Source organism: Melittangium boletus DSM 14713 (assembly GCF_002305855.1).
GTDB classification, from domain to species: domain Bacteria; phylum Myxococcota; class Myxococcia; order Myxococcales; family Myxococcaceae; genus Cystobacter; species Cystobacter boletus.
Map to the genome: position 1 here is coordinate 1,787,393 of NZ_CP022163.1, position 18,869 is coordinate 1,806,261.

15 protein-coding genes are annotated in these 18,869 nt (G+C 69.2%); 11 read left to right on the plus strand and 4 right to left on the minus strand.

Annotation, left to right across the window (positions count from 1 at the left end):
• Positions 1-9: 9 nt before the first annotated feature.
• Entirely contained in the window at positions 10-2,808 is a 2,799-nt protein-coding gene (locus MEBOL_RS07555; protein ID WP_095976778.1) for a Kelch repeat-containing protein, read from the minus strand.
• Between the two features lie 200 nt (positions 2,809-3,008).
• Entirely contained in the window at positions 3,009-3,401 is a 393-nt protein-coding gene (locus MEBOL_RS07560) for a DUF2750 domain-containing protein (RefSeq protein WP_095976779.1), read from the minus strand.
• 256 nt (positions 3,402-3,657) lie between these two features.
• Here MEBOL_RS07560 and MEBOL_RS07565 point away from each other — a divergent pair, with 256 nt between their 5' ends.
• The 6 genes from MEBOL_RS07565 (at position 3,658) to MEBOL_RS07590 (ending at position 9,111) form a co-directional block, all read left to right on the plus strand.
• The gene (locus MEBOL_RS07565) at positions 3,658-4,446 is read left to right on the plus strand and encodes an SAM hydrolase/SAM-dependent halogenase family protein (RefSeq protein ID WP_157774803.1); all 789 of its coding nucleotides are present in this window, start codon (positions 3,658-3,660) and stop codon (positions 4,444-4,446) included.
• A 39-nt stretch (positions 4,447-4,485) separates the two neighbouring features.
• Positions 4,486-4,854: an Hpt domain-containing protein gene (locus MEBOL_RS07570; protein WP_095976781.1), complete on the plus strand. Its 369-nt coding sequence runs from the start codon at positions 4,486-4,488 to the stop codon at positions 4,852-4,854.
• Between the two features lie 120 nt (positions 4,855-4,974).
• The gene (locus MEBOL_RS07575) at positions 4,975-5,253 is read left to right on the plus strand and encodes a DUF485 domain-containing protein (RefSeq protein ID WP_095982643.1); all 279 of its coding nucleotides are present in this window, start codon (positions 4,975-4,977) and stop codon (positions 5,251-5,253) included.
• 28 nt (positions 5,254-5,281) lie between these two features.
• Positions 5,282-6,895, plus strand: coding sequence for a sodium:solute symporter family transporter (locus MEBOL_RS07580; protein ID WP_095976782.1), 1,614 nt, complete (start codon positions 5,282-5,284; stop codon positions 6,893-6,895).
• Positions 6,896-6,926: 31 nt separating this feature from the next.
• Positions 6,927-8,375 carry a DHA2 family efflux MFS transporter permease subunit gene (locus MEBOL_RS07585; RefSeq protein ID WP_245919533.1) on the plus strand — a complete coding sequence of 483 codons (1,449 nt, stop codon included), beginning with the start codon at positions 6,927-6,929 and terminating at the stop codon, positions 8,373-8,375.
• A 133-nt stretch (positions 8,376-8,508) separates the two neighbouring features.
• Positions 8,509-9,111: an RNA methyltransferase gene (locus MEBOL_RS07590; RefSeq protein WP_095976784.1), complete on the plus strand. Its 603-nt coding sequence runs from the start codon at positions 8,509-8,511 to the stop codon at positions 9,109-9,111.
• Between the two features lie 4 nt (positions 9,112-9,115).
• On the opposite strand, the gene MEBOL_RS07595 is transcribed toward MEBOL_RS07590, so the two are convergent.
• A complete protein-coding gene (locus tag MEBOL_RS07595; RefSeq protein ID WP_095976785.1) occupies positions 9,116-10,297 on the minus strand; it encodes a GNAT family N-acetyltransferase in 1,182 nt (393 codons plus the stop codon).
• Between the two features lie 127 nt (positions 10,298-10,424).
• Between MEBOL_RS07595 and htpG the strand changes: the two genes are divergently transcribed.
• From htpG to MEBOL_RS07620, 5 genes are all read left to right on the plus strand, one after another.
• Positions 10,425-12,359: a molecular chaperone HtpG gene (gene htpG, locus MEBOL_RS07600; protein ID WP_095976786.1), complete on the plus strand. Its 1,935-nt coding sequence runs from the start codon at positions 10,425-10,427 to the stop codon at positions 12,357-12,359.
• A 32-nt stretch (positions 12,360-12,391) separates the two neighbouring features.
• Positions 12,392-13,990 carry an N-6 DNA methylase gene (locus tag MEBOL_RS07605; protein ID WP_095976787.1) on the plus strand — a complete coding sequence of 533 codons (1,599 nt, stop codon included), beginning with the start codon at positions 12,392-12,394 and terminating at the stop codon, positions 13,988-13,990.
• 109 nt (positions 13,991-14,099) lie between these two features.
• On the plus strand, positions 14,100-15,092 hold the full coding sequence (locus MEBOL_RS07610) for a dioxygenase family protein (protein WP_095976788.1): 993 nt from the start codon (positions 14,100-14,102) through the stop codon (positions 15,090-15,092).
• A 66-nt stretch (positions 15,093-15,158) separates the two neighbouring features.
• Positions 15,159-17,714, plus strand: coding sequence for a putative metal-binding motif-containing protein (locus tag MEBOL_RS07615; RefSeq protein ID WP_095976789.1), 2,556 nt, complete (start codon positions 15,159-15,161; stop codon positions 17,712-17,714).
• Positions 17,715-17,724: 10 nt separating this feature from the next.
• Entirely contained in the window at positions 17,725-18,174 is a 450-nt protein-coding gene (locus MEBOL_RS07620; protein WP_095976790.1) for a hypothetical protein, read from the plus strand.
• Between the two features lie 3 nt (positions 18,175-18,177).
• Here MEBOL_RS07620 and MEBOL_RS07625 read toward each other — a convergent pair whose 3' ends face one another.
• Complete coding sequence (locus tag MEBOL_RS07625) at positions 18,178-18,855, minus strand: phospholipase D-like domain-containing protein (RefSeq protein WP_095976791.1); 678 nt, start codon at positions 18,853-18,855, stop codon at positions 18,178-18,180.
• Between the last annotated feature and the right edge of the window lie 14 nt (positions 18,856-18,869).

Consider the following 18,869-nt stretch of genomic DNA (forward strand, 5'->3'; position numbering starts at 1 on the left):
GCCCCGCGCCTACAGCTCGCGCAGGTCGTAGTACTCGGCCGACGCCTGGTCATGGTTGCTGGCGCCACCGGCCGCGAGCACCGTGCCGTTGTTGAGCAGCGTCGCCGTGTGGCGGTAGCGGTCCACGTTCATGTCCACCGTGGCCGTCCACTTGCCCGTCGCCGGGTTGTAGCGCTCGGAGGCCACCTGGATTCCGGTGAGCTGGTGGTAACCACCGGCCACCAGCACCTCGCCGTTCTCCAGCAGCGTCGCCGTGTGCCAGCGCCGCGGCGACTTCATCGCGTCCGTCGCCGTCCACGTGCCCGTCGCCGGGTTGTACAGCTCCGCCGACTGGCTCTTGGCCACGTCGATTCCCGCGCCACCGGCCACCAGCACCTGCCCGTTGGGCAGCAGCGTCGCCGTGTGCCACGCGCGGCCCGTGCCCAGCTCGCCCGCGCTCGTCCACTTGCCCGTCGCCGGGTCATACAGCTCCGCCGACGTCAGCAGGTTCGGGTTCTCCGCGTTCGCCTCCGCCACGTTGCTGCCACCCGTCACCAGCACCTTGCCGTTGGGCAGCAGCGTCATGGTGTGGTAGCCGCGCGCCCGCGCCAGGCTGCCCGTGTAGCTCCACGTCCCCGTCGCCGGGTCATACAGCTCCGCCGTCGCCAGCGCCGTGCCGTAGAACTCGCTGGTGAAGCCGCCCGCCACCAGCACCTTGCCGTTGGGCAGCAGCACCGCGTTGTGGTCGAAGCGCTGGGTGTTGAGCAGACCCGCCGGCTTCCACTTGCCCTGCGCCGGCACGTACAGCTCCGCCGTCGCGCTGGTAATCGGGCACGCGCCGCCGCCGGCAATCAGCACCCGGCCGTCCTGCAGCTTGGTGGCCGTGTGGCCGCGGTGGGCGCCCAGGGTGTTGCCCGTGGCCGTCCACGTCTTGGTGTCCTGGTCATACAGCTCGGAGCTGGTGTTGAAGCCACCGGCCACCAGCACGCGGCCGTCGTCCAGCTTCGTGGCGGTGTGCTGCAGGCGGGGCAGCGCCATGCTGCCGGTGAGAATCCAGCCGCCCTTGGGCTCGTCCTTGCCGCACACGTCGCTCGGCAGCACCGTCACCTTGCGCGTCACGGTCGCCGTGTTGCCGCTGAAGTCGCTCGACGAGTAGGTGATGATGTAGACGCCGGGCACCTTGTTGTTCACCGAGCCGGAGACGGAGACGGACATAGGGCCGCCCGAGCACGAGTCGAAGGCCCCCGCGCCCATCTCCACGTAGGGCGAGCCGCACGCGAGCGTCATGTCCGGAGCGCCTCCGAGGGTCAGCTCCGGAGGAGCGTCATACACCGTCACCGTCGTGTTGCAGCTGGCGCTGTTGGTGCCATCCGAGGCCTCGAAGGTGAAGGTGTGGGTGCCCACGGGGAGGTGCGCGGTGGGATAGCGCGCCGTGGAGGACACCACCCGGCAATTGTCGCTGTAGCTGGCGACGCCCGGCGAGTACCAGCGGCCCGCGTTCACGCAATCCAGCCGCACGTTCTCCGGGCAGAGGACAGTGGGCGGCGTGACGTCCGCCGTCTTCACGGTGGCGGTGCAGCTGGCGCTCAGGCCCGCGGTGTCCGTGCACGTGAGCGTCACGGAGGTGCTGCCCGCGCCGGAGAAGCTCGCGGGGGTCTGCACGCACTCCTTGAGGTTGTTGTCCGGGTCGTACGAGCCGTCGTTCACCGAGCCCGTCGCGCCGCAGGTGGCGCTCAGGGTCAGGTCGAGGTCCTTGCACTTCGCCACCGGGGGACGGTTGGTGGGGCCCGTGATGCGGCAGGACGCGGAGCAGGTGCCCGTGCCATTGGCGGCGCCCGTGTCGCACTCCTCTCCCGGGTTCAGCTTGCCGTCACCGCACCAGTTCAGGCGGCACACCGACGAGCACTTCGTGCCCGGCACGCCGTTCTCGATGCCCTCATCACACTCCTCGGGGGCCTGAATCACCTTGTCGCCACAGCGCAGCGGAATGGCGCCACGCGCCAGCACGTACGGCACGCCGTGCGAGCCGTCCGCGAAGTCCTTGCTGCCCGGCAGCCGCGAGCCATACGCCGGGTCGCGCGCGATGACGAGCGGGGTGAAGTTGGCCTCGGGGTAGGAGTCGAACGCCTCGTGCACCGAGCAGTTCCAGTTGGACAGCACGCCGCTGGTCAGCCCGTTGAGCGCCGAGTGCGTGGCCACGATGTGCGCGTCGTTGTAGCAACCCACGCCCGTCACCGTGAAGGAGCCGAAGGGGTTGAGCACCGGCACCTTCGTCTTGGGCGCCGTCTCGTGGTAGTAGCAGCTCAGGTTGACGTACATGCCCGTCTTGCCCTCCTGCGCCGCGGCGAACTGCACCGAGTTGAGGGTGACTTGGTCCTCGTCGTGGTAGACGGGGTCGGTGCCCACGATGATGACGTTGCCGTCCACCACCGGGCCCCACTTGCCGCTGCTCTGCTCGGCGGCGCTCAGCAGGCCACGCGCGGTGCTGCAGGTGCGGTCGCCCAGGATGAGGGCGCGGTAGTTGGCGAAGTCCGCGGACGTCTTGGCGGCCCACTGGGCGTCGGTGACGAGTTCCACCCCGTAGCCAAGGTTGCGCGCCATGCGGGCCTCGACGCTGTCGGTGCCCCCCGTCACGGTGCCCGCCAGGATGAGGACCTTGTTCTCGCTGGCCAGGCCCTGCGGCCGCGTACCCGTGCTCTGGGGGGACAGCGCCGGCGTGGACGACAGCTCCTCACCGTCGGCGTCCGTGGGGAGTGCTTCGCCGCAGGCCGCGAGCATCAACACGCTCAAGGCCATCCATAGCCGCCCGATACCGCGACACCGTTTCATGTGGACTCCAGACTGCATGGGTTTTCTCCCTTGGATCAGACGCTCCGCGCCATCCCCCCCCAGGAGACACGGCGCGCCCGAGACGACGCGTGACTCAGCGCCCTCTCGTTCTCGGCACTGCCGCCGGGCCCCGACGAAGGCGGCTCCCGGTTCATTTATTTTGACATGAATAAACGGGAAAAAGGGCACGCCGCGGCGGCTCACGCCACGGGGCCGCTCGCGGCACGCAGCGCGTCGATGAGCTCGCGCGCGGACGTGGGGTGACCCTGACCCTGAGGGGTGAAGAAGATACCCACCGGCATCCCCTCCTCCTCGAGCTGCGGCAACACGTTCTCCAACAGCTCACTCAGAGAAATGGAGCGAGGCTGGAACCCCTCCCACAACCGCGTGGCGCAGAGCGCGGCGAACTCGGGCGCGGGCCACAAGGGCAGCACATCGCGTCCCGCATCATCGAGCGCGAGCGCCCACCCTTCTCCGTCCAGGCCCCACACTTCCCCCGACTCCACCGCGCGCTGGAGGAAGTACGCGTAGCGCCGGGCCGCGGGCAACCGCAGCACGGCCTGAATGCGCTCCTGGCTCTCCTCACGTTCCATCCGTCCTCCCCGTGCTCGCAGGATTTCCGACCGGTCCGACATGGGCCCCGCCCTCCCGGGCCCTCGAGAGGAGCGCGACCACTTCCTCGGCGCATCCCCAGGACAACGTCCCCCCCTCCGTGCCCGTCCATGCACAAGACAACCCGGAGACTCCACAGCCAAGGACGATGACGCGCATGGGGGGCACGAGGGTCTCCCCGTTCTAGCGCGGATGAGGCCTGGGAAGCGAAGGGCTCGGTGCGAGTATCTTCCCGGCATGATGCGTCCCACGCTCGGCCTGCTCACGGACTTCGGTTTGACGGACACCTACGTGGGGCAGATGAAGGCGGCGATCCTCCGGGTCGCGCCCCACGTGCACCTGGTGGACCTGACACATGAGGTAGCCCCGCAGGATGTGCGGGGTGGCGCCTTCCTGCTCTGGAGCGCGGTGGAGTCCTTCGCCGAGGGCTCGCTGCATCTCGCGGTGGTGGATCCCGGCGTGGGCTCGGCGCGCCGTGGAGTGGCGGTGAGGAGCCGCCGGGGCGACATGCTGGTGGGTCCGGACAACGGGCTGCTGGTCCCCGCGCTCTCCCTGCTCGGGGGCATGGACGTGGCGGTCGAGCTGACCGAGCCCGCGGGGTGGGGTCCCCGGCGCTCGCGCACCTTCCATGGCCGCGACGTGTTCGCCCCCGTGGTGGGGCACCTGGCCATGGGCGTTCCCCTGGAAAAGCTCGGCCGGGCCCTGACGCGGCTGGAAACGCCCTTCTCCTTTCCCGCTCCCCGGCGGGAAGACGACACCCTCGTGGGCGAAGTGCTCCACGTGGACACCTACGGCAACCTCGTCACCAACGTGCCCGGAGAGTCGCTGCCCACCCGCTTCCAGGTGCGGCTGGGCACCACCGTCATCCCGGACGCGCCCCATGTGCACTATCAAACGGTGGCGAGCGGCGCCCCGCTGTCGCTGGTGGGCAGCACGGGCCTGTTGGAGGTGTCGGTGCGCGACGGCAGCGCGGCCCGGGAGCTCGGCGTGGGCCGGGGAGCGAGTGTGTACATCACCCCCGGTTGATTCTTCCGGTCCAACGGGGCTCGGGCAGAATGGGGCGCCATGGAGCAGCAGGCCCTCGCGATGGATGTGCGGCAACTGGAGAAGCTGAGCGTGCTCCAGGATGAGCAGGCGCCCAACCTGGTGGCGGAGATGGCCCAGGGCTTCCTCGCGCGCACCCCCGCGAAGCTGACGCGGCTGCGCGAGTTGCTGGCCTCGGGCAATGCCGGGCAGCTCGCGAACGAGGCCCATGGCCTGGCCACGAGCAGCGGCATGTTCGGGATGATGCGGGTGCGGCTGCTGTGCAAGACCTTGGAGAACCTCGCGCGCGACTCCGGCCTGGAGGGGGCGGAGACACTCGTGGCCCAGGTGGAGCACTCCTTCGCCGAGGCCCGGCCCCTGCTCGTGGCGCAACTGCACCTTCCGGAATGAGCTGGGCCCACTTCACCCGGAAAACGGGGATGGTGAGTCCCTGGGCGAGTGGACGCGCCTTCCTTCGGGAAGCCCTCCATGCTGGAGTCCCGCCCAACCCCCCACGGAAAGCCCGACCGCATGTCCCAGACCCACTCGAATCCGGAGCTCGAAGCACTGGCCGCGTCGCGCTGGCGCGTGGCCGCCGCCCTCACCGCTTGCACCCTCGTGTCCTACTTCGGCTTCATCCTGCTCGTGGCGTTCAACAAGCCGTTGATGGGCCAGCAGCTCGTGCCGGGGCTGTCCGTGGGCATCCTCCTGGGAGCGCTCGTCATCCTCGCCGCCTGGGGCTTCACGGGCATCTATGTCGTGTGGGCCAACAACCGCTACGACAGGGCCCTCGAGAAGCTGCGCCGCTGAGCCCTCATTCCCCTTCTGAGCTCCCGACATGAATCCACAACAAGCAGCGACCTCGATCGGCCAGCCGAACACCACCGCCATCGTCTTCTTCCTGGCGTTCGTGGGCCTCACGCTCGGCATCACCTACTGGGCGGCACGCCGGACCAAGACGACCTCGGAGTTCTTCACGGCGGGCGGAGGCGTGAGCGCCCTGCAGAACGGCTTCGCGCTCGCGGGCGACTTCATGAGCGCCGCGAGCTTCCTGGGCATCGCCGGACTCGTGGCCCTGTCCGGCTTCGACGGCCTCATCTACTCGGTGGGCTGGCTGGTGGGCTGGCCCGTGGTGACGTTCCTCATCGCCGAGCCCCTGCGCAACCTGGGCAAGTACACCTTCGCGGACGTGGTGGCCTACCGGCTCAAGCAGACGCCGGTGCGGCTCGCGGCCGCCGTGGGCACGCTCACCGTGGTGAGCTTCTATCTGATCGCCCAGATGGTGGGCGCGGGCAACCTCATCCGGATGATGTTCGGCCTGAGCTACGAGGCCGCCGTGCTCATCGTGGGCGGGGTGATGATCCTCTACGTGCTGTTTGGCGGGATGATCGCCACCACGTGGGTGCAGATCGTCAAGGCGGTGCTGCTGCTGGCGGGAGCGAGCGCGCTGGCGCTCATGGTGCTCGCGCGCTTTTCCTTCAACCCGCTCGCGCTCTTCCGCGAGGCCGTCACGCAGTACGGGCCCGAGGTGCTGGCGCCGGGCAAGCTCGTCTCCAGTCCCCTGGAGGCGGTGTCGCTCGGACTGGCGCTGATGTTCGGCACGGCGGGCCTGCCGCACATCCTCATGCGCTTCTACACGGTGCCCAACGCGAAGGCGGCGCGCGGCTCGGTGTTCTACGCCACGGGGCTCATCGGCTACTTCTACCTGGTGACGTTCATCCTCGGCTTTGGCGCGTCGGTGCTGCTGGGCCGCTCCACCATCACGGGCGTGGACAAGGGCGGCAACATGGCGGCGCCGCTGCTGGCCGAGGCGGTGGGAGGCACGCCCTTCCTGGGCTTCATCTCCGCGGTGGCCTTCGCCACCATCCTGGCGGTGGTGGCGGGCCTGACGCTGTCGGGCGCGGCGGCCCTGTCGCACGACCTGTGGACGCACGTGGTGCGCAAGGGCAAGGCGCCCGAGCACGAGCAGCTGCGCGTGGCCCGGCTGGCGAGCTTCGGCCTGGGCATCCTCGCCATCATCCTGGGCATCCTCTTCAAGGGGCAGAACGTGGCCTTCATGGTGGGCCTGGCCTTCGCCATCGCCGCGAGCGCCAACTTCCCCGCCCTGCTCTTGTCCATGGCCTGGAAGGGCTTCACCACGCGCGGCGCGGTGGCCAGCATGCTCACGGGCGCCTTGAGCGCGGTGCTCTTCATCTTCCTGTCGCCCACGGTGCAGGTGGAGATGCTGGGCAAGGCGGAAGCCCTCTTCCCGTTGAAGAATCCGGGCCTCGTCACCATGCCGCTGGCCTTCCTGGTGGGCTGGGTGGTATCGCTGCTCACGCCCGAGCCCGAGGCCGCCAGCCGCTTCCCCGAGGTGCGCCACCGCATGCACGTGGGCGCGGAAGCCGACACGCCGCAGCCCTCCCCCACCCCCGAGAGCGCCTCGGCGGAGCCCGCCCTCCCCTCTCGCTGACCGGAGCCCCTTTCATTCCATGAGCCAGGAAGTGAGCCGAGAAGGAACCGGAGACATCCGGTTCTGGCCGTTCATGTTCGCCATCTTCATCGGCTCGTTCGTCGCCGTGATGAGCTCCAGCACCATCACGATCGCCCTTCCGGAGATGCAGCGGTACTTCGGCGTGGACCTGTCGGTCATCCAATGGACGCTGACGGGTTTCATGCTCGCCATGGGGACGGTGGCGCCCCTCACCGGCTACCTGGGGGACCGCTTCAGCGCGAAGCGGCTGTACCTGGGCACGCTGCTCGGCTTCGCGGTGGCGTCCCTGGTGTGCGGCTGGGCTTGGGACGCGTACTCCCTCATCGCCTTCCGCGTCCTCCAGGGCGCGTTCTGCGGGGCCATCCTGCCGGTGACCATGACGCTCATCTACCAGGTGCTGCCCCGCGAGAAGCAGGCCATGGCCGTCAGCCTCTGGAGCCTGTCCGCCATGCTCGCGCCCGCCTTCGGCCCCACGCTCGCCGGATGGCTCATCACCGCGGGCAACTGGCGCTGGTTGTTCTTCATCAACCTCCCCGTGTGTCTGCTCGCCCTGGCGATGGCCGCGCGGAGCGTTCCCTACTACCGGCTGCGGACGGCCGGTTCCTTCGACGCGCCCGGCCTGGTCACCGTCATCACCGGAAGCCTGTTGCTCCTGATGACCTTCAGCAAGAGCGGCGCCTGGGGGTGGAGCAGCCCGAGGACCCTGGGCTTGTTCGCGGTGGGAAGCATCTCGCTGGCCTTCTTCGTCGTCCGGGAGTTGCGCACGCACGCGCCCCTGCTCGACCTGCGGGTGCTGGCCAATGGCCGCTACCTGCTGACCCTGATCGTCTCCATCATCATCACGATCAGCCTGTACTCGGGCACGTTCCTCATGCCGGTGTTCCTCCAGCACACCCAGGGGCGGACCGCGCTCGACACCGGGCTCATCCTGCTGCCCGCCTCGCTCGTGATGGCGTTGCTGATGCCCCTGGTCGGACGGCTCTACCCCGTGCTCGGGCCACGCGTGCTCATGACGACGGGCGTCTTGCTGATGGGCGGAGGGACCTATGCGCTCAGCGACCTGACGCCGGACACCTCGCGCACCTACGTGCTCGTGTGGATGGTGGTGCGCAACGCGGGCATCTCCCTGTCCACCATGCCGTCCGGCAACGCGGGCATGGAACAGATTCCTCCCGCGCTCAGCGGCCACGCGTCGTCCATCAGCAACTGGCTGCGCAACGTGTTCGGCTCGTTCTCCATCGCCATCTTCACCTCGCTCCTGGCCACGTTCGGGCGCCACGAGGCCGAGTCGCTGCGGCAACAGGGCATGACGAACCCGGCGATGATCGAGCGGTGGGCGTTCGTGGAGAGCATCAACGACGTCTACCTGGTGGCCACCGTCATCGTGTTGGCGGCGTTACCGCTCTGCCTGCTCGTTTCCAAGAATCCCGGGCTCGCCTCGCGTCCCTCGCCTTCTTGAGGGAAGGGCGGAGAAACGGCGGGTGCTACAGACTTGCAGCGCGCAACCACCGCACCCGCTATTCATTCCGAGGCCCAGTACCCAGTCCGTGCTCGGCTGACTACCCTGAATCCCAGACACGGGAGGAGGAGCCATGGCGGTCCGGACGGAACATGATGCGCTGGAACTCATCCACCAACGGCGGGTCGTCACGGAGGTACCCGCCCAGGGCACCGCTTCGCTCGTCGAGGCCGTGGCGGGAGGCCCGGTGAGCGGCAGTTGGCGCTCGCACGCCAAGGGCCGGTTGATGTACCGGCTCGGACGCATGCTCCGGGCCTCGCGCGATGTGCTCGCCGTGCGGCTCGTGGAGGGAAAGGTGGCCTTCGTGGACGCCTCCCTGTGGCCCGCCGTGTACCGCATGGTGATGGAGCCCTCGCGCCGCCGCCGCTCCCTGGAGGGGCTGTCCGCCCAGGCCCGCGCGCTGCTCAGCGCCGTGGAACGGGACCGGCGCGTGCGCCTGGACAAGGAAGGCGAGTGGACGAAGGCGAGGGAGGCCCTGGAGGAGCGGCTGCTCGTGCACGTCTCCGAAGCGGAGAACGACGAGGGACGCTTCGGCGTCATCCTGCGCTCGTGGCGGGACTGGGTGTCCCCCACCGTCGAGGAGGCCGCGCGCACCCTCACCTATGACGAGGCCATCGCCCGGCTGAAGGGGCCCTGTGGAGGCGCCCCGGCGGGGCTCGGGGCCTGGGTGTTCTAGCGCCTCAGAAGATGTCGGGCATGGCCGGCGGCGGACCGGAGAACAGCGCCGTGGCCGTGCGCAGCGTCTCTTCCCCGGCCGTGAGGGCGCCGGCGAGTTGGAGCGCCGAGGGAGCGAGGAATCCGCTGTAGAGCGGCGCGAGCGCCCGCGCGTGCAGCTTCAGGTCCCCGTCCCCGCCCTCGCGCACCTCCGCCTCGCCCTCGGACACCTCGAGCACGAAGCGGCCCCGGTTCTCCGGGAAGAACTCGTCCTCCACCTCCAGGTGCAGCGCGCCCGAGCTTCCCTCCGGATAGCCCCGGGCCTGGAGCGCGGCGGGCACGTCCAGCACGCGCAGCATCCACCGGTCCAGGAACCTCGACTCATACGTCTGCTCGTTCAGCAGGAAGAGGAGCGGATCCGCCGGTCCACTCCGCCAGAGGACCTCGGTGGTCAGCGCGCGGTGCTCGCCGAGGAAACCCAGCAGCCGCCGCGCCGCCGCGGGGGTGAGCGCGATCAGATCCGTGAGGTTCAACTCCTGCCGGTAGGACGCGGGCAGGGCGCGGCGCGTCAGATAGAGGTAGCCCTCCACGCCCGCGGAGCCTTCCACGAGATAGCCGTAGGCGAGCTCCGTGCGGGGGTGCGTCACGCGGGTCCACACATACGGGCCCCGGTCGAGCCAGCCCTGCTGCAACCGCGCGTGGCGGCCGTAGACGTCGTGGATCGCCGGCAGATCGGACGCCTCCACCGGACGCAGGGCGAGGGAGCGCTCCTGGACCTCGATTCCGGACATGCGCACCCGGTGCTCGACGCGCGCGCCGGCCTGCTCGAAGCCCACGCGCCGGTAGAGCCGCTGGGAGGAGGGATAGAGCGTGGCGAGGAGGAACCCCCGCGCGCGTGCCAGCCGGAGCATTTCCTCCATGAGGCGGGTGCCCGCGCCCTGGCCCCGGTGGATGGGCGCCACCCCCACCGCGGAGATCCCCGCCGTGGGGACCCGCCGCCCCCCGAACCACTGGCCCATGGGAATGAGGGCGGCCGTCGCCGTCACCCCATCCCCGGCGCGCAAGACGCGGGTCTCCGAGCCCTCGAGCACGATCCGCTGCCGGACCTCCTCCGGCGGCATGGCGAAGGCCTGGGCGATGATGTCCACGGTCTGGGCCAGTTCCCGCTCCCCCTGGGGCGGACCGAACAACGGCAGGGTCGCACTCATGCCGGCAGTCTAGGGCAGGCGGCCCTCGCCCGCCCTCCCGACGAGCGGGTCTGGAGACTGGACAACGCGGACCCAATGGTTAGAGGGAGGGAAATTGGTGCCCGTTTCCAGGGCATCCGGAGGCCCCATGTCCGTCGAATCCTCCCAGCGGGAGACCCACAACTTCCAGGCGGAGATCAACCAGCTCCTCAACCTGGTCATCAACTCGCTCTATAGCCACAAGGAGATCTTCCTGCGCGAGCTGGTGTCCAATGCATCGGACGCGCTCGACAAGCTGCGCTTCCGCTCCATCACCGAGCCCGAGCTGCTCGAAGGCGCCCCCGAGCTCGCCATCCGCATCATCCCGGACGAGGCGGCGGGCACGCTGACCATCGAGGACACCGGCATCGGCATGACGCACGACGAGCTGGTGAAGAACCTGGGCACCATCGCCCACTCCGGCTCGCGCGAGTTCCTGGACCTGGCCTCCAAGCGCGGCCAGAAGGACGTGAACCTGATTGGCCAGTTCGGCGTGGGCTTCTACAGCGCCTACCTCGTGGCCGACCAGGTGTCCGTCGTCAGCCGCGCGGCGGGCAAGGACAGCCAGGCGTGGCGCTGGTCATCCGATGCCAAGGGCTCCTTCACCGTGGAGACCGCCGAGCACGCCACCCGCGGCACCGCCATCACCCTGCACCTCAAGCAGGACCAGAAGGAATTCCTGAGCGAGTGGCGCCTGCGCGAGCTCATCACCCAGTACTCGGACTATGTGAGCCACCCCATCCACCTCCAGGTCAAGAAGACCACGGGCGAGGGCGCGGAGGAGAAGACCGAGACGAAGCTCGAGGTGGTGAACAAGGCGAGCGCGCTGTGGCAGCGCTCCAAGAGCGAGATCACCGACGAGCAGTACCAGGAGTTCTACAAGCACCTGTCCCACGACTGGGAGCCGGCGCTCACCTGGACGCACTTCCGCACCGAGGGCAACCAGGTCTTCACCAGCCTCATCTTCGTGCCCAAGCACCCGCCGTTCGACCTGGACAGCCAGAAGCCGCGCGGCGTGCGGCTGTTCGTCAAGCGCGTGCTCATCATGGACAACTGCGAGGAGATGCTGCCGCAATGGCTGCGCTTCGTGCGCGGCGTGGTGGACTCGGATGACCTGCCGCTCAACGTGTCGCGCGAGCTCCTGCAGGACTCGGCCGTGGTGCAGGGCATCCGCAAGCACGTGACGAAGAAGACGCTGGACATGCTGGAGAAGCTGGCCAAGGACAAGCCAGACGACTACCGCACCTTCTGGCAGGCCTTCGGTCCCATCCTCAAGGAGGGGCTGGCCATGGACGTGGAGTACCGCGAGAAGATTGGCGGGCTGCTGCGCTACGAGAGCTCGCGCGAGGAGGGTCTCACCTCGCTCGCCGACTACGTGTCCCGGATGAAGGAGGGCCAGGAGGCCATCTATTACGTCTTCGGCGAGACGCGGAAGGCCGTGGTGGACTCGCCGCACCTCGAGGCGCTCAAGAAGCGCGGCTACGAGGTGCTGTACATGACGGACCCCGTGGACGAGTGGGCCATCCAGGGGCTCAAGGACTTCCAGGGCAAGCCCATCGTCTCGGCGATGCACGCGGACTTGAAGCTCAAGGAGACGGACGAGGAGAAGCGCGAGAAGGAAGAGCGCGCCAAGGGCCTGGGGCCGCTCGCGGAGAAGATGAAGGAAGTGCTCAAGGAGCAGGTGCGCGAGGTGCGCGCGTCGGACCGGCTCACGGACTCGCCCTGCTGCCTGGTGGTCCCCGAGGGCGGCTCGCACGCGTTCGTGGAGCGGCTGCTGCGCGAGCGCGGCCGGAGCGTGCCGCGCGCCAAGCGGATCCTCGAGGTCAACCCCCAGCACCCCATCATCCAGCACCTGCGCGGCCTCCAGGAGACGGATCCCGGCTCCGCGCAGATGAAGGAGTGGGTGGAGATGCTCTACGATCAGGCGCTGCTCACCGAGGGCAGCAGCGTGGAGGATCCGAACCGCTTCGCCCGGCGGATGACGGCGCTGATGACGCAGGTGGCGGCGCAGACGCCTCCGGTGGCCGCCCCGGCGGGCACGTAACCCCCCATCCGTAGTAAGGGAAGGGACACCCGATGCCGCGTGTCCCTCCCGAGCCGCCCGTCCTCGACGAGGAGGCCCTTGTCCACCAGTTCCCCGGACTCGACCGGCGCGCGCTGGGCGCTTTCTACACCCCGGCGCCGCTCGTCGAGCGCACCCTGGCCCTCGCCCTGGCGCACGCGGGGGACGGGCCCCTGGCGGTGGTGGATCCCGCCTGTGGCGCCGGTGCCTTCCTCGCCGCCGCGGCCCAGGCCCGGCCCGGCGCGCACCTGGCGGGATTGGAGCTCTCCCCCGACGTGGCCCAGGCCTGTCAGGCCCGCGTCCCCCACGCCGACATCCGCGTGGGCGATGCCCTGCGGGAAGGACTGGAGCCGCTGCTGGCGCGCCTCCCACCGGTGCACCAGGAAGTGTGGGTGGGCAACCCGCCCTATAACGGCACCTCGGCGCTCCTCAAGGATCGGCAGGCCTACGCCCGCCTGCGCGCGCTGCTGCCCCTGACGCTGTTGCCGGGCACCAGCCTGCGCGACGACTTCGCCTTCTTCCTGCTGCTCGCGGCGCACCGGCTCTCGCGCCGGCCCGGGGTGCTCGCCTTCATCACCCCCACGAGCCTCCTGGATGCCTTCCTCTACGCACCGCTGCGCGCCACGCTGCTGCGCACGCTCACCCTGCGCGAGGTGGTGGACCTGGGCCCGGGCGCCTTCGTGGGCACGCAGGTGCGCACCTGCATCACCGTGTGGACCTCGCCTCCCGCCTCCGATGTCCGCCCCGTGTACACCCGGCTGTCGCCGGACGCCGGAGCCTCGCGGGAGCCCTTCACCCCCACCGCGCCCGAGTGGCGCCTCGTGCCGACGCCCACCGCGGCCTCCGAGCTGGATGCCCGCTGGCGCACCACCGGAGAACCCCTCACCACGCTCGTGCCGGTGAGCCTGCCGGGAGTGAAGACCCGGTTCGACGAGCTGCTGGTGGATGAAGAACCCGGGCGGCTGCTCGCGCGGCTGGAGGACTTCGCGCGCACGCCGATGGAGGCGATGGAGACGTTCGCCGAGGCCCAGGGCATGCCCGCCTCGCTCGTGCCCAAGCTGCGAGCCCTCAAGGAGGGGCCGCCCTTCCACGTGGCGCCCACGTTCGTGCGGCCCTTCTTCCGTTACGCCGGAGCCCGGCACCGGGGGCGCCTGCCCGAGAGCGCACGCGCCTTCTGCTACCTGGATCGCCGGCTCATCCCCCGAGGAGACCATCGCCTGCGAGGCCCGTGGGATCCGCATCGCTGCGCGGTGAAGCTGCTGTTCAACGTGCGCGAGCTGCCCTTGTCCGCCGCGCTCCTGGAAGAAGAAGGCTGTGTGCACGACCACCGCCACGCCCGCTTCGCGCCACTGTGGGTGCCCCAGCGGGTGCGCGACGAGGGCCTGGGCATCACCCGCATGGCGCGTGGCGAGGAGGAACTGGGCCCGCTCGTCCCCAACCTCTCCCCGCGAGGATTGGCCTGGGCGGAGACGCTGGGCGGACCGCTCACGGCCTTCCGCTGGCTCGTGGACTTCCTCAACGGCCCCGACGTCCAGCGGTGCTGGGCCCCCGTGTATGGCGCTTCGCGCGTGGTACCCGTGCCCCTGTCCCAGGGTTTCGGTAACACACCGTAATCCGCGGCGACACGCGCGTAACATCCGCTTAAGACTCTCTGGACATAAGGGTTCCAGGCCCGATGCAGGGCCCGATGCAGCGGCATTCCGCCGCGCCGGAGGAACCGTAATGGGCAGCGACGCCAAGATCCCCCCAGTCACTCCCGCCATGACTCGCCGCAAGCTGCTCTACAGCATGGGGCTCGCCGCGGCCGCGATTCCCCTGGGCCAGTTCCTGGTGGCGTGCGGCGCGGACGGCACCGGCGGTACGGACAACACCGGCGGCACGGACGACAAGACGGGAGCCGACGCCGACGTGCCCTGGGCCACGGGCGGCACGGCGGCGATGACCGCCCTGGCCACCTACCCGGATCCCTTCGCCGCGGGACTCGGCACGACGTGCTCGCTGCTGTGTGAGGCGACGCTCGGGCCCTGCTACGCGACCACCGTGGAGCGCGAGGACATCAGCGAGGGCGAGCCCGGACTGCCCGTGCGCATCGCGTTCCTCGTGGTGGACGAGACGTGCAAGCCCATCCAGGGCGCCAGCGTCGACATCTGGCACTGCGGACCCGATGGCCTCTACTCGGGCGAGGACGCCAGCGACTTCTGCACCACGGGTGACGAGCGGGCACGCTCCGCCCGGTGGTACCGCGGCGTGCAGACGTCGGACGCGAACGGCCGGGTCTTCTTCAACACCTGCTTCCCCGGTTGGTACAGCAGCCGCACCATCCACATCCACTTCACCGTGCGCGTCAACAACCAGGAGTACGTGACGTCGCAGCTCGTCTTCGACGACGCGCTGAACGACGAGATCGTCGGCACCCAGCCGCTCTACAACACCCGCGGCCCGCGCGACACGACCAACGCGACCGACAACGTCGTCTCCGCGGAGAGCGCGCCCGACTACTCGTTCCAGACCCAGCGCATGACGGACGGAGCGATGCTCGCCTGGAAGACGCTCGTCATCCGCTCGTCGCTCTCCAACGCCTCGTGCCAGTTGTCGGGCAACGGCGGCGGAGGCCCCGGCGGCCCCGGCGGCCCGCCTCCGGGTGACGGCGGCATGGGCCCTCCGCGCGGTGACGGCGGCATGGGCCCTCCGCGCGGTGACGCCGGAACGCCCTGAGAAACCCGCCCGGAATGGTCGATGCCCCAAGCACTTGGGGGACGGGGAGAATACAATGCGCGGTTCATGCACCGCGCCGCATTGCTCCTTCTCCTCGTCCTCGCCGGGTGCAACCGGGATCAGGGGGCGCTTCAGGCCGTCATCCAGTTCGATCCCGAGGTGCGCGCGAGCTGCATCTCCCTGGATCTGCTCAAGACCGACGGGACGGTCCTCCAGAGCCAACAGTTGATGCGTCCGTCAGACCGGACCGAGCTGCGGGTCGCCGTCTTCCGGGGAACGCTCCCCCAGGACATCCAGCTCCAGGCCCGGGCCCTGTGGGGCAGCGGTTGCGAGGGGGCGTTGCTCTTCAACGGCCAGAGCGCGCCCGTGAGCAGCCGCTTCGAGCCGGGCGAGGTCCGCCAGGTCTCGCTCGACCTGCAACGGCCTCCCGCCTCCATGGACATGGATCGCGACGGCTTCATCGCCCAGCGCTGGGGCGGCCCGGACTGCGATGACGATCGGGAGGAACGCCGGCCTGGCGCCGACGTCCAGGAGATGTGCGACGGCTCCGACGACTTGAACTGCGACGGCAAGCGCGGCTGCGACGACGCGACGTGCTCGGCCCGGTCCTGCGAGCGGATGCCCGCTTCCCTCTCCTTCATCAGCGTCGCGCAGGAGCCGATCGCGGGTCAGTGCTCACGGCCCGTGATCCTGGAGCGGGTCGACGCCGTGGGGATCGCGACGAAGCCCGGCTTCGCCACGCCCCTGCGCCTGGGAACCACGCTTCCCCAAGGCGTGACCTTCCACTCGGACGCGGCCTGCACCTCCACGCCCTTCACTCCGGCCATCGCCGCGGGCAGCAGCCAGGTCACCTTCTACGTGCGAGGCACGACCTCCGGTGGCGGGCAACTGACCGCCGCGTCCACGGGGCTGAACCCGGCGGCGTTGTCCCACGGCATCCTCGCGGGGCCCGGGACGAGACCCGTGTTCACAACGCCCTCGCGCACGTCCCGGGCGGGAGAGTGCACGCCCGCCATCTCCTTCGAATGGCGTGACGCGTTCGGCAACCTGGCCCTTGGCAAGCCCAAGTCGCTCTCGCTCTCCACCACGACGAACGCCGTGCTCTACCAGGACGCGGCCTGTCAAATGGCCCTTCCGCTGCCGGCCAACACGGCGGAGGCCTCGTCCTTCTCGGTCTATCTGCGTGGCACCGTGCCGGGCACCGCCGAGGTCGTCGCCGTGGGCGGCACCGACATCACGGAGCGGCAGGTGCAGACCGTGAATCCCGGCGAGGCCAAGAAGCTGGAGTTTTTCAACCCCTCCGTCCAGACCCTGCTGGCGGGAGAGTGTTCAAGCCCCGTGACCGTGCGCGTCCTGGACGAGTTCGGCAATCAGACCGCGCTCTCCACGGACTCGTCCATCGCCCTGTCGTCCAATCTGGGCGGCTTCGGCTTCTATCCGGAGTCTGGCTGCACGGGTGCCGACTCCTCCACCCTCTCGCTTCCCGCGGGAGCCAAGGAGGCGCGCTTCCGCTTCAAGGGAAAGACGGGCGGCAACGTGACCATCACCGCCGCCCTGTCGACGCTCACTCCGGCGACCCAAGCGCACGAGATCATTCCCGCCGTGCGCCGTGGCTCGTGCACCCTCGCCAAGAACCAGAAGACCAAGACCTGCCCCATCACCCCCCAGTTGCGCGACCTCACCAAGAGCTTCCTCGTCTTCCAGGCCACCACCACCACCGACAATCCCAATGACTCGTTCGTCCATTGCAAGTTGGAACGCACGCAGGTGTCCTGCGGCCGGGTCGGCACGCAAGAAGATGCCAACATCCAGTGGCAGGTGGTGGAGCTCGCGAGCGGATTGAGGGTCCAGCATCTCGTTTCGGGCTGCACCGGCCTGACCACCTCCGTGAAATTCAACGCGGTGGACATGAACAAGAGCTTCGTCCTCTACAGCTCCTCACAGATCGGGACGAAGACCGGCAGCAACGACTTCGCGGGGGTCCAGCTCGTCAGTCCCACCCAGGTCGACATCGTCCTGAACTACGACTGTAACGAGCACACCTATGTCGTGCAGGTCGTGGAGTTCGAGGGCGCCACGGTGTCCCGAGACAACAAGGGCCCGATGACCACCAGCGAGATGTCCGCGACGGGATTGGAGCCAGAACAAGAAACCGCGCGTACCGTGCTCCTGAGCACCTTGCAAACCACGGTCGAGACCGACGCCGACATCTGCAACCGCATGGTCCGCGCGGAGATCTCCACCGTCAACTCAGTGGCCTTCACCCGGGGAGCGGACGCCACCAACTGCGCCAACGCCGACGTCGCCAGAATCCACTGGGAGCGCATCTCGTTCCCCGCCGGCACACGCGTACAATCCAAGGTGCTGACGGTAGGCGACAAGAACAAGATCGCCACCGCGACCCTCGACACGCCCGTGGATGCGACTCGAACGCTGTTGCTGTCCAGCAGTCAGATCAACGGGGGACAGGCCAATGGCGAGACCAGCTACCGGGCCAAGGACATCCCGGGCGTGGCCGCGGGACGGTTGACGCTCACCCCTTCGGGCCAGTTGCAGGTGGAACGCGACGCGGACCTGGCTCAGGCCCGCTGGACGTCCTACGCCATCCAACTCGAGCCCTGAGAACAGGCCCATGACGCCCTCCGCCCTCTGCCCCGCGTGTGAATGGACCTCGGAAGACGCGCCAGCCACGGCCTCGAGCGGACCCTGCCCCCGCTGTGGAGCCGCCCTGCTCGATCCACGGCTTGAGCGGCTTCGCCTGCTGAGTGTCATCAAGGCCCACCACCGCCTGCCCCCGGCGCCTCGGCGCGAAGCCACTCCGGCCCGGGAGCCCTCGGAAATCGAGCGGTTGATCCTCGCGGACAGACCGATCGAGGCCATGAAGCGCCATCGCCAGCTCACGGGCGCGAGCCTGAAACAGGCCAAGGACCACGTCGAGGCGGTCGCGGCGAAGCTGCGTGGGGAACACGCTCCGATCGCCCCGGACACGAGGGAGGAGAGCGCCCACGGAAACGTGCTGGTGTGGCTCTTCGCCGCGTTCGTGCTCAGCGCGATCGCGGCCATGTGGCTTTGGAACCGTTAGCGGCTACTCCAGCTCCGCCCACAAATCATCGAAGGCGCGGCAGAAGGGCTGCACGAGCCGGGGGTCGTCCGACACGAGCACGTTCTCGTGGTTCACGTCCGCGGCCGAGCGGGTCCAGTTGTAACTACCGGTGAGCAGGCGACGCCGGTCGAACACGGCGAACTTGTGGTGCATGTGCGCCTCGGTGCGATCCAGCCGGATGGGAATCCCCGCCTCGCGCAGCCGATGGACGTCCGAGCCCGGATCAAAGGACTTGTCATCATCCGACACCACGCGAAGCCGCAATCCCCGGGCATGGGCCGCCAACAGCACCCGGGTGATTCGGTCGTCCGTGAGGGTGAAGACACACACGTCCGCGCTACCCCGAGCCTCCTCGATGAGCCGGATGATGGTGCGCAGGGGACCCTCGCCCGGACTGAACTGGACTTCCACCTGGCTCGACTCGCGCGCGGGCAGCAGGGTCTTCACCGTGTCCTCCAGCCAGGTGATGACCTCGCGAGCCCGGGGATCGGTGACGGAGTCGCGCGCCAGTTCGAAGGCCCGCGAGCGGAAGAGCGCCAGGACGGCGTCGCTCGCCTTGCGGTCATCCAGCACGGCCTGGAGCGCCTGCTTCTCGGTCCGGGTGAGCGTCCGGTCCTCCAGGGTCGCCAGGAGGATGGCATCGATTTCAGCGGCGTTCATGGACTTCCCCTTGG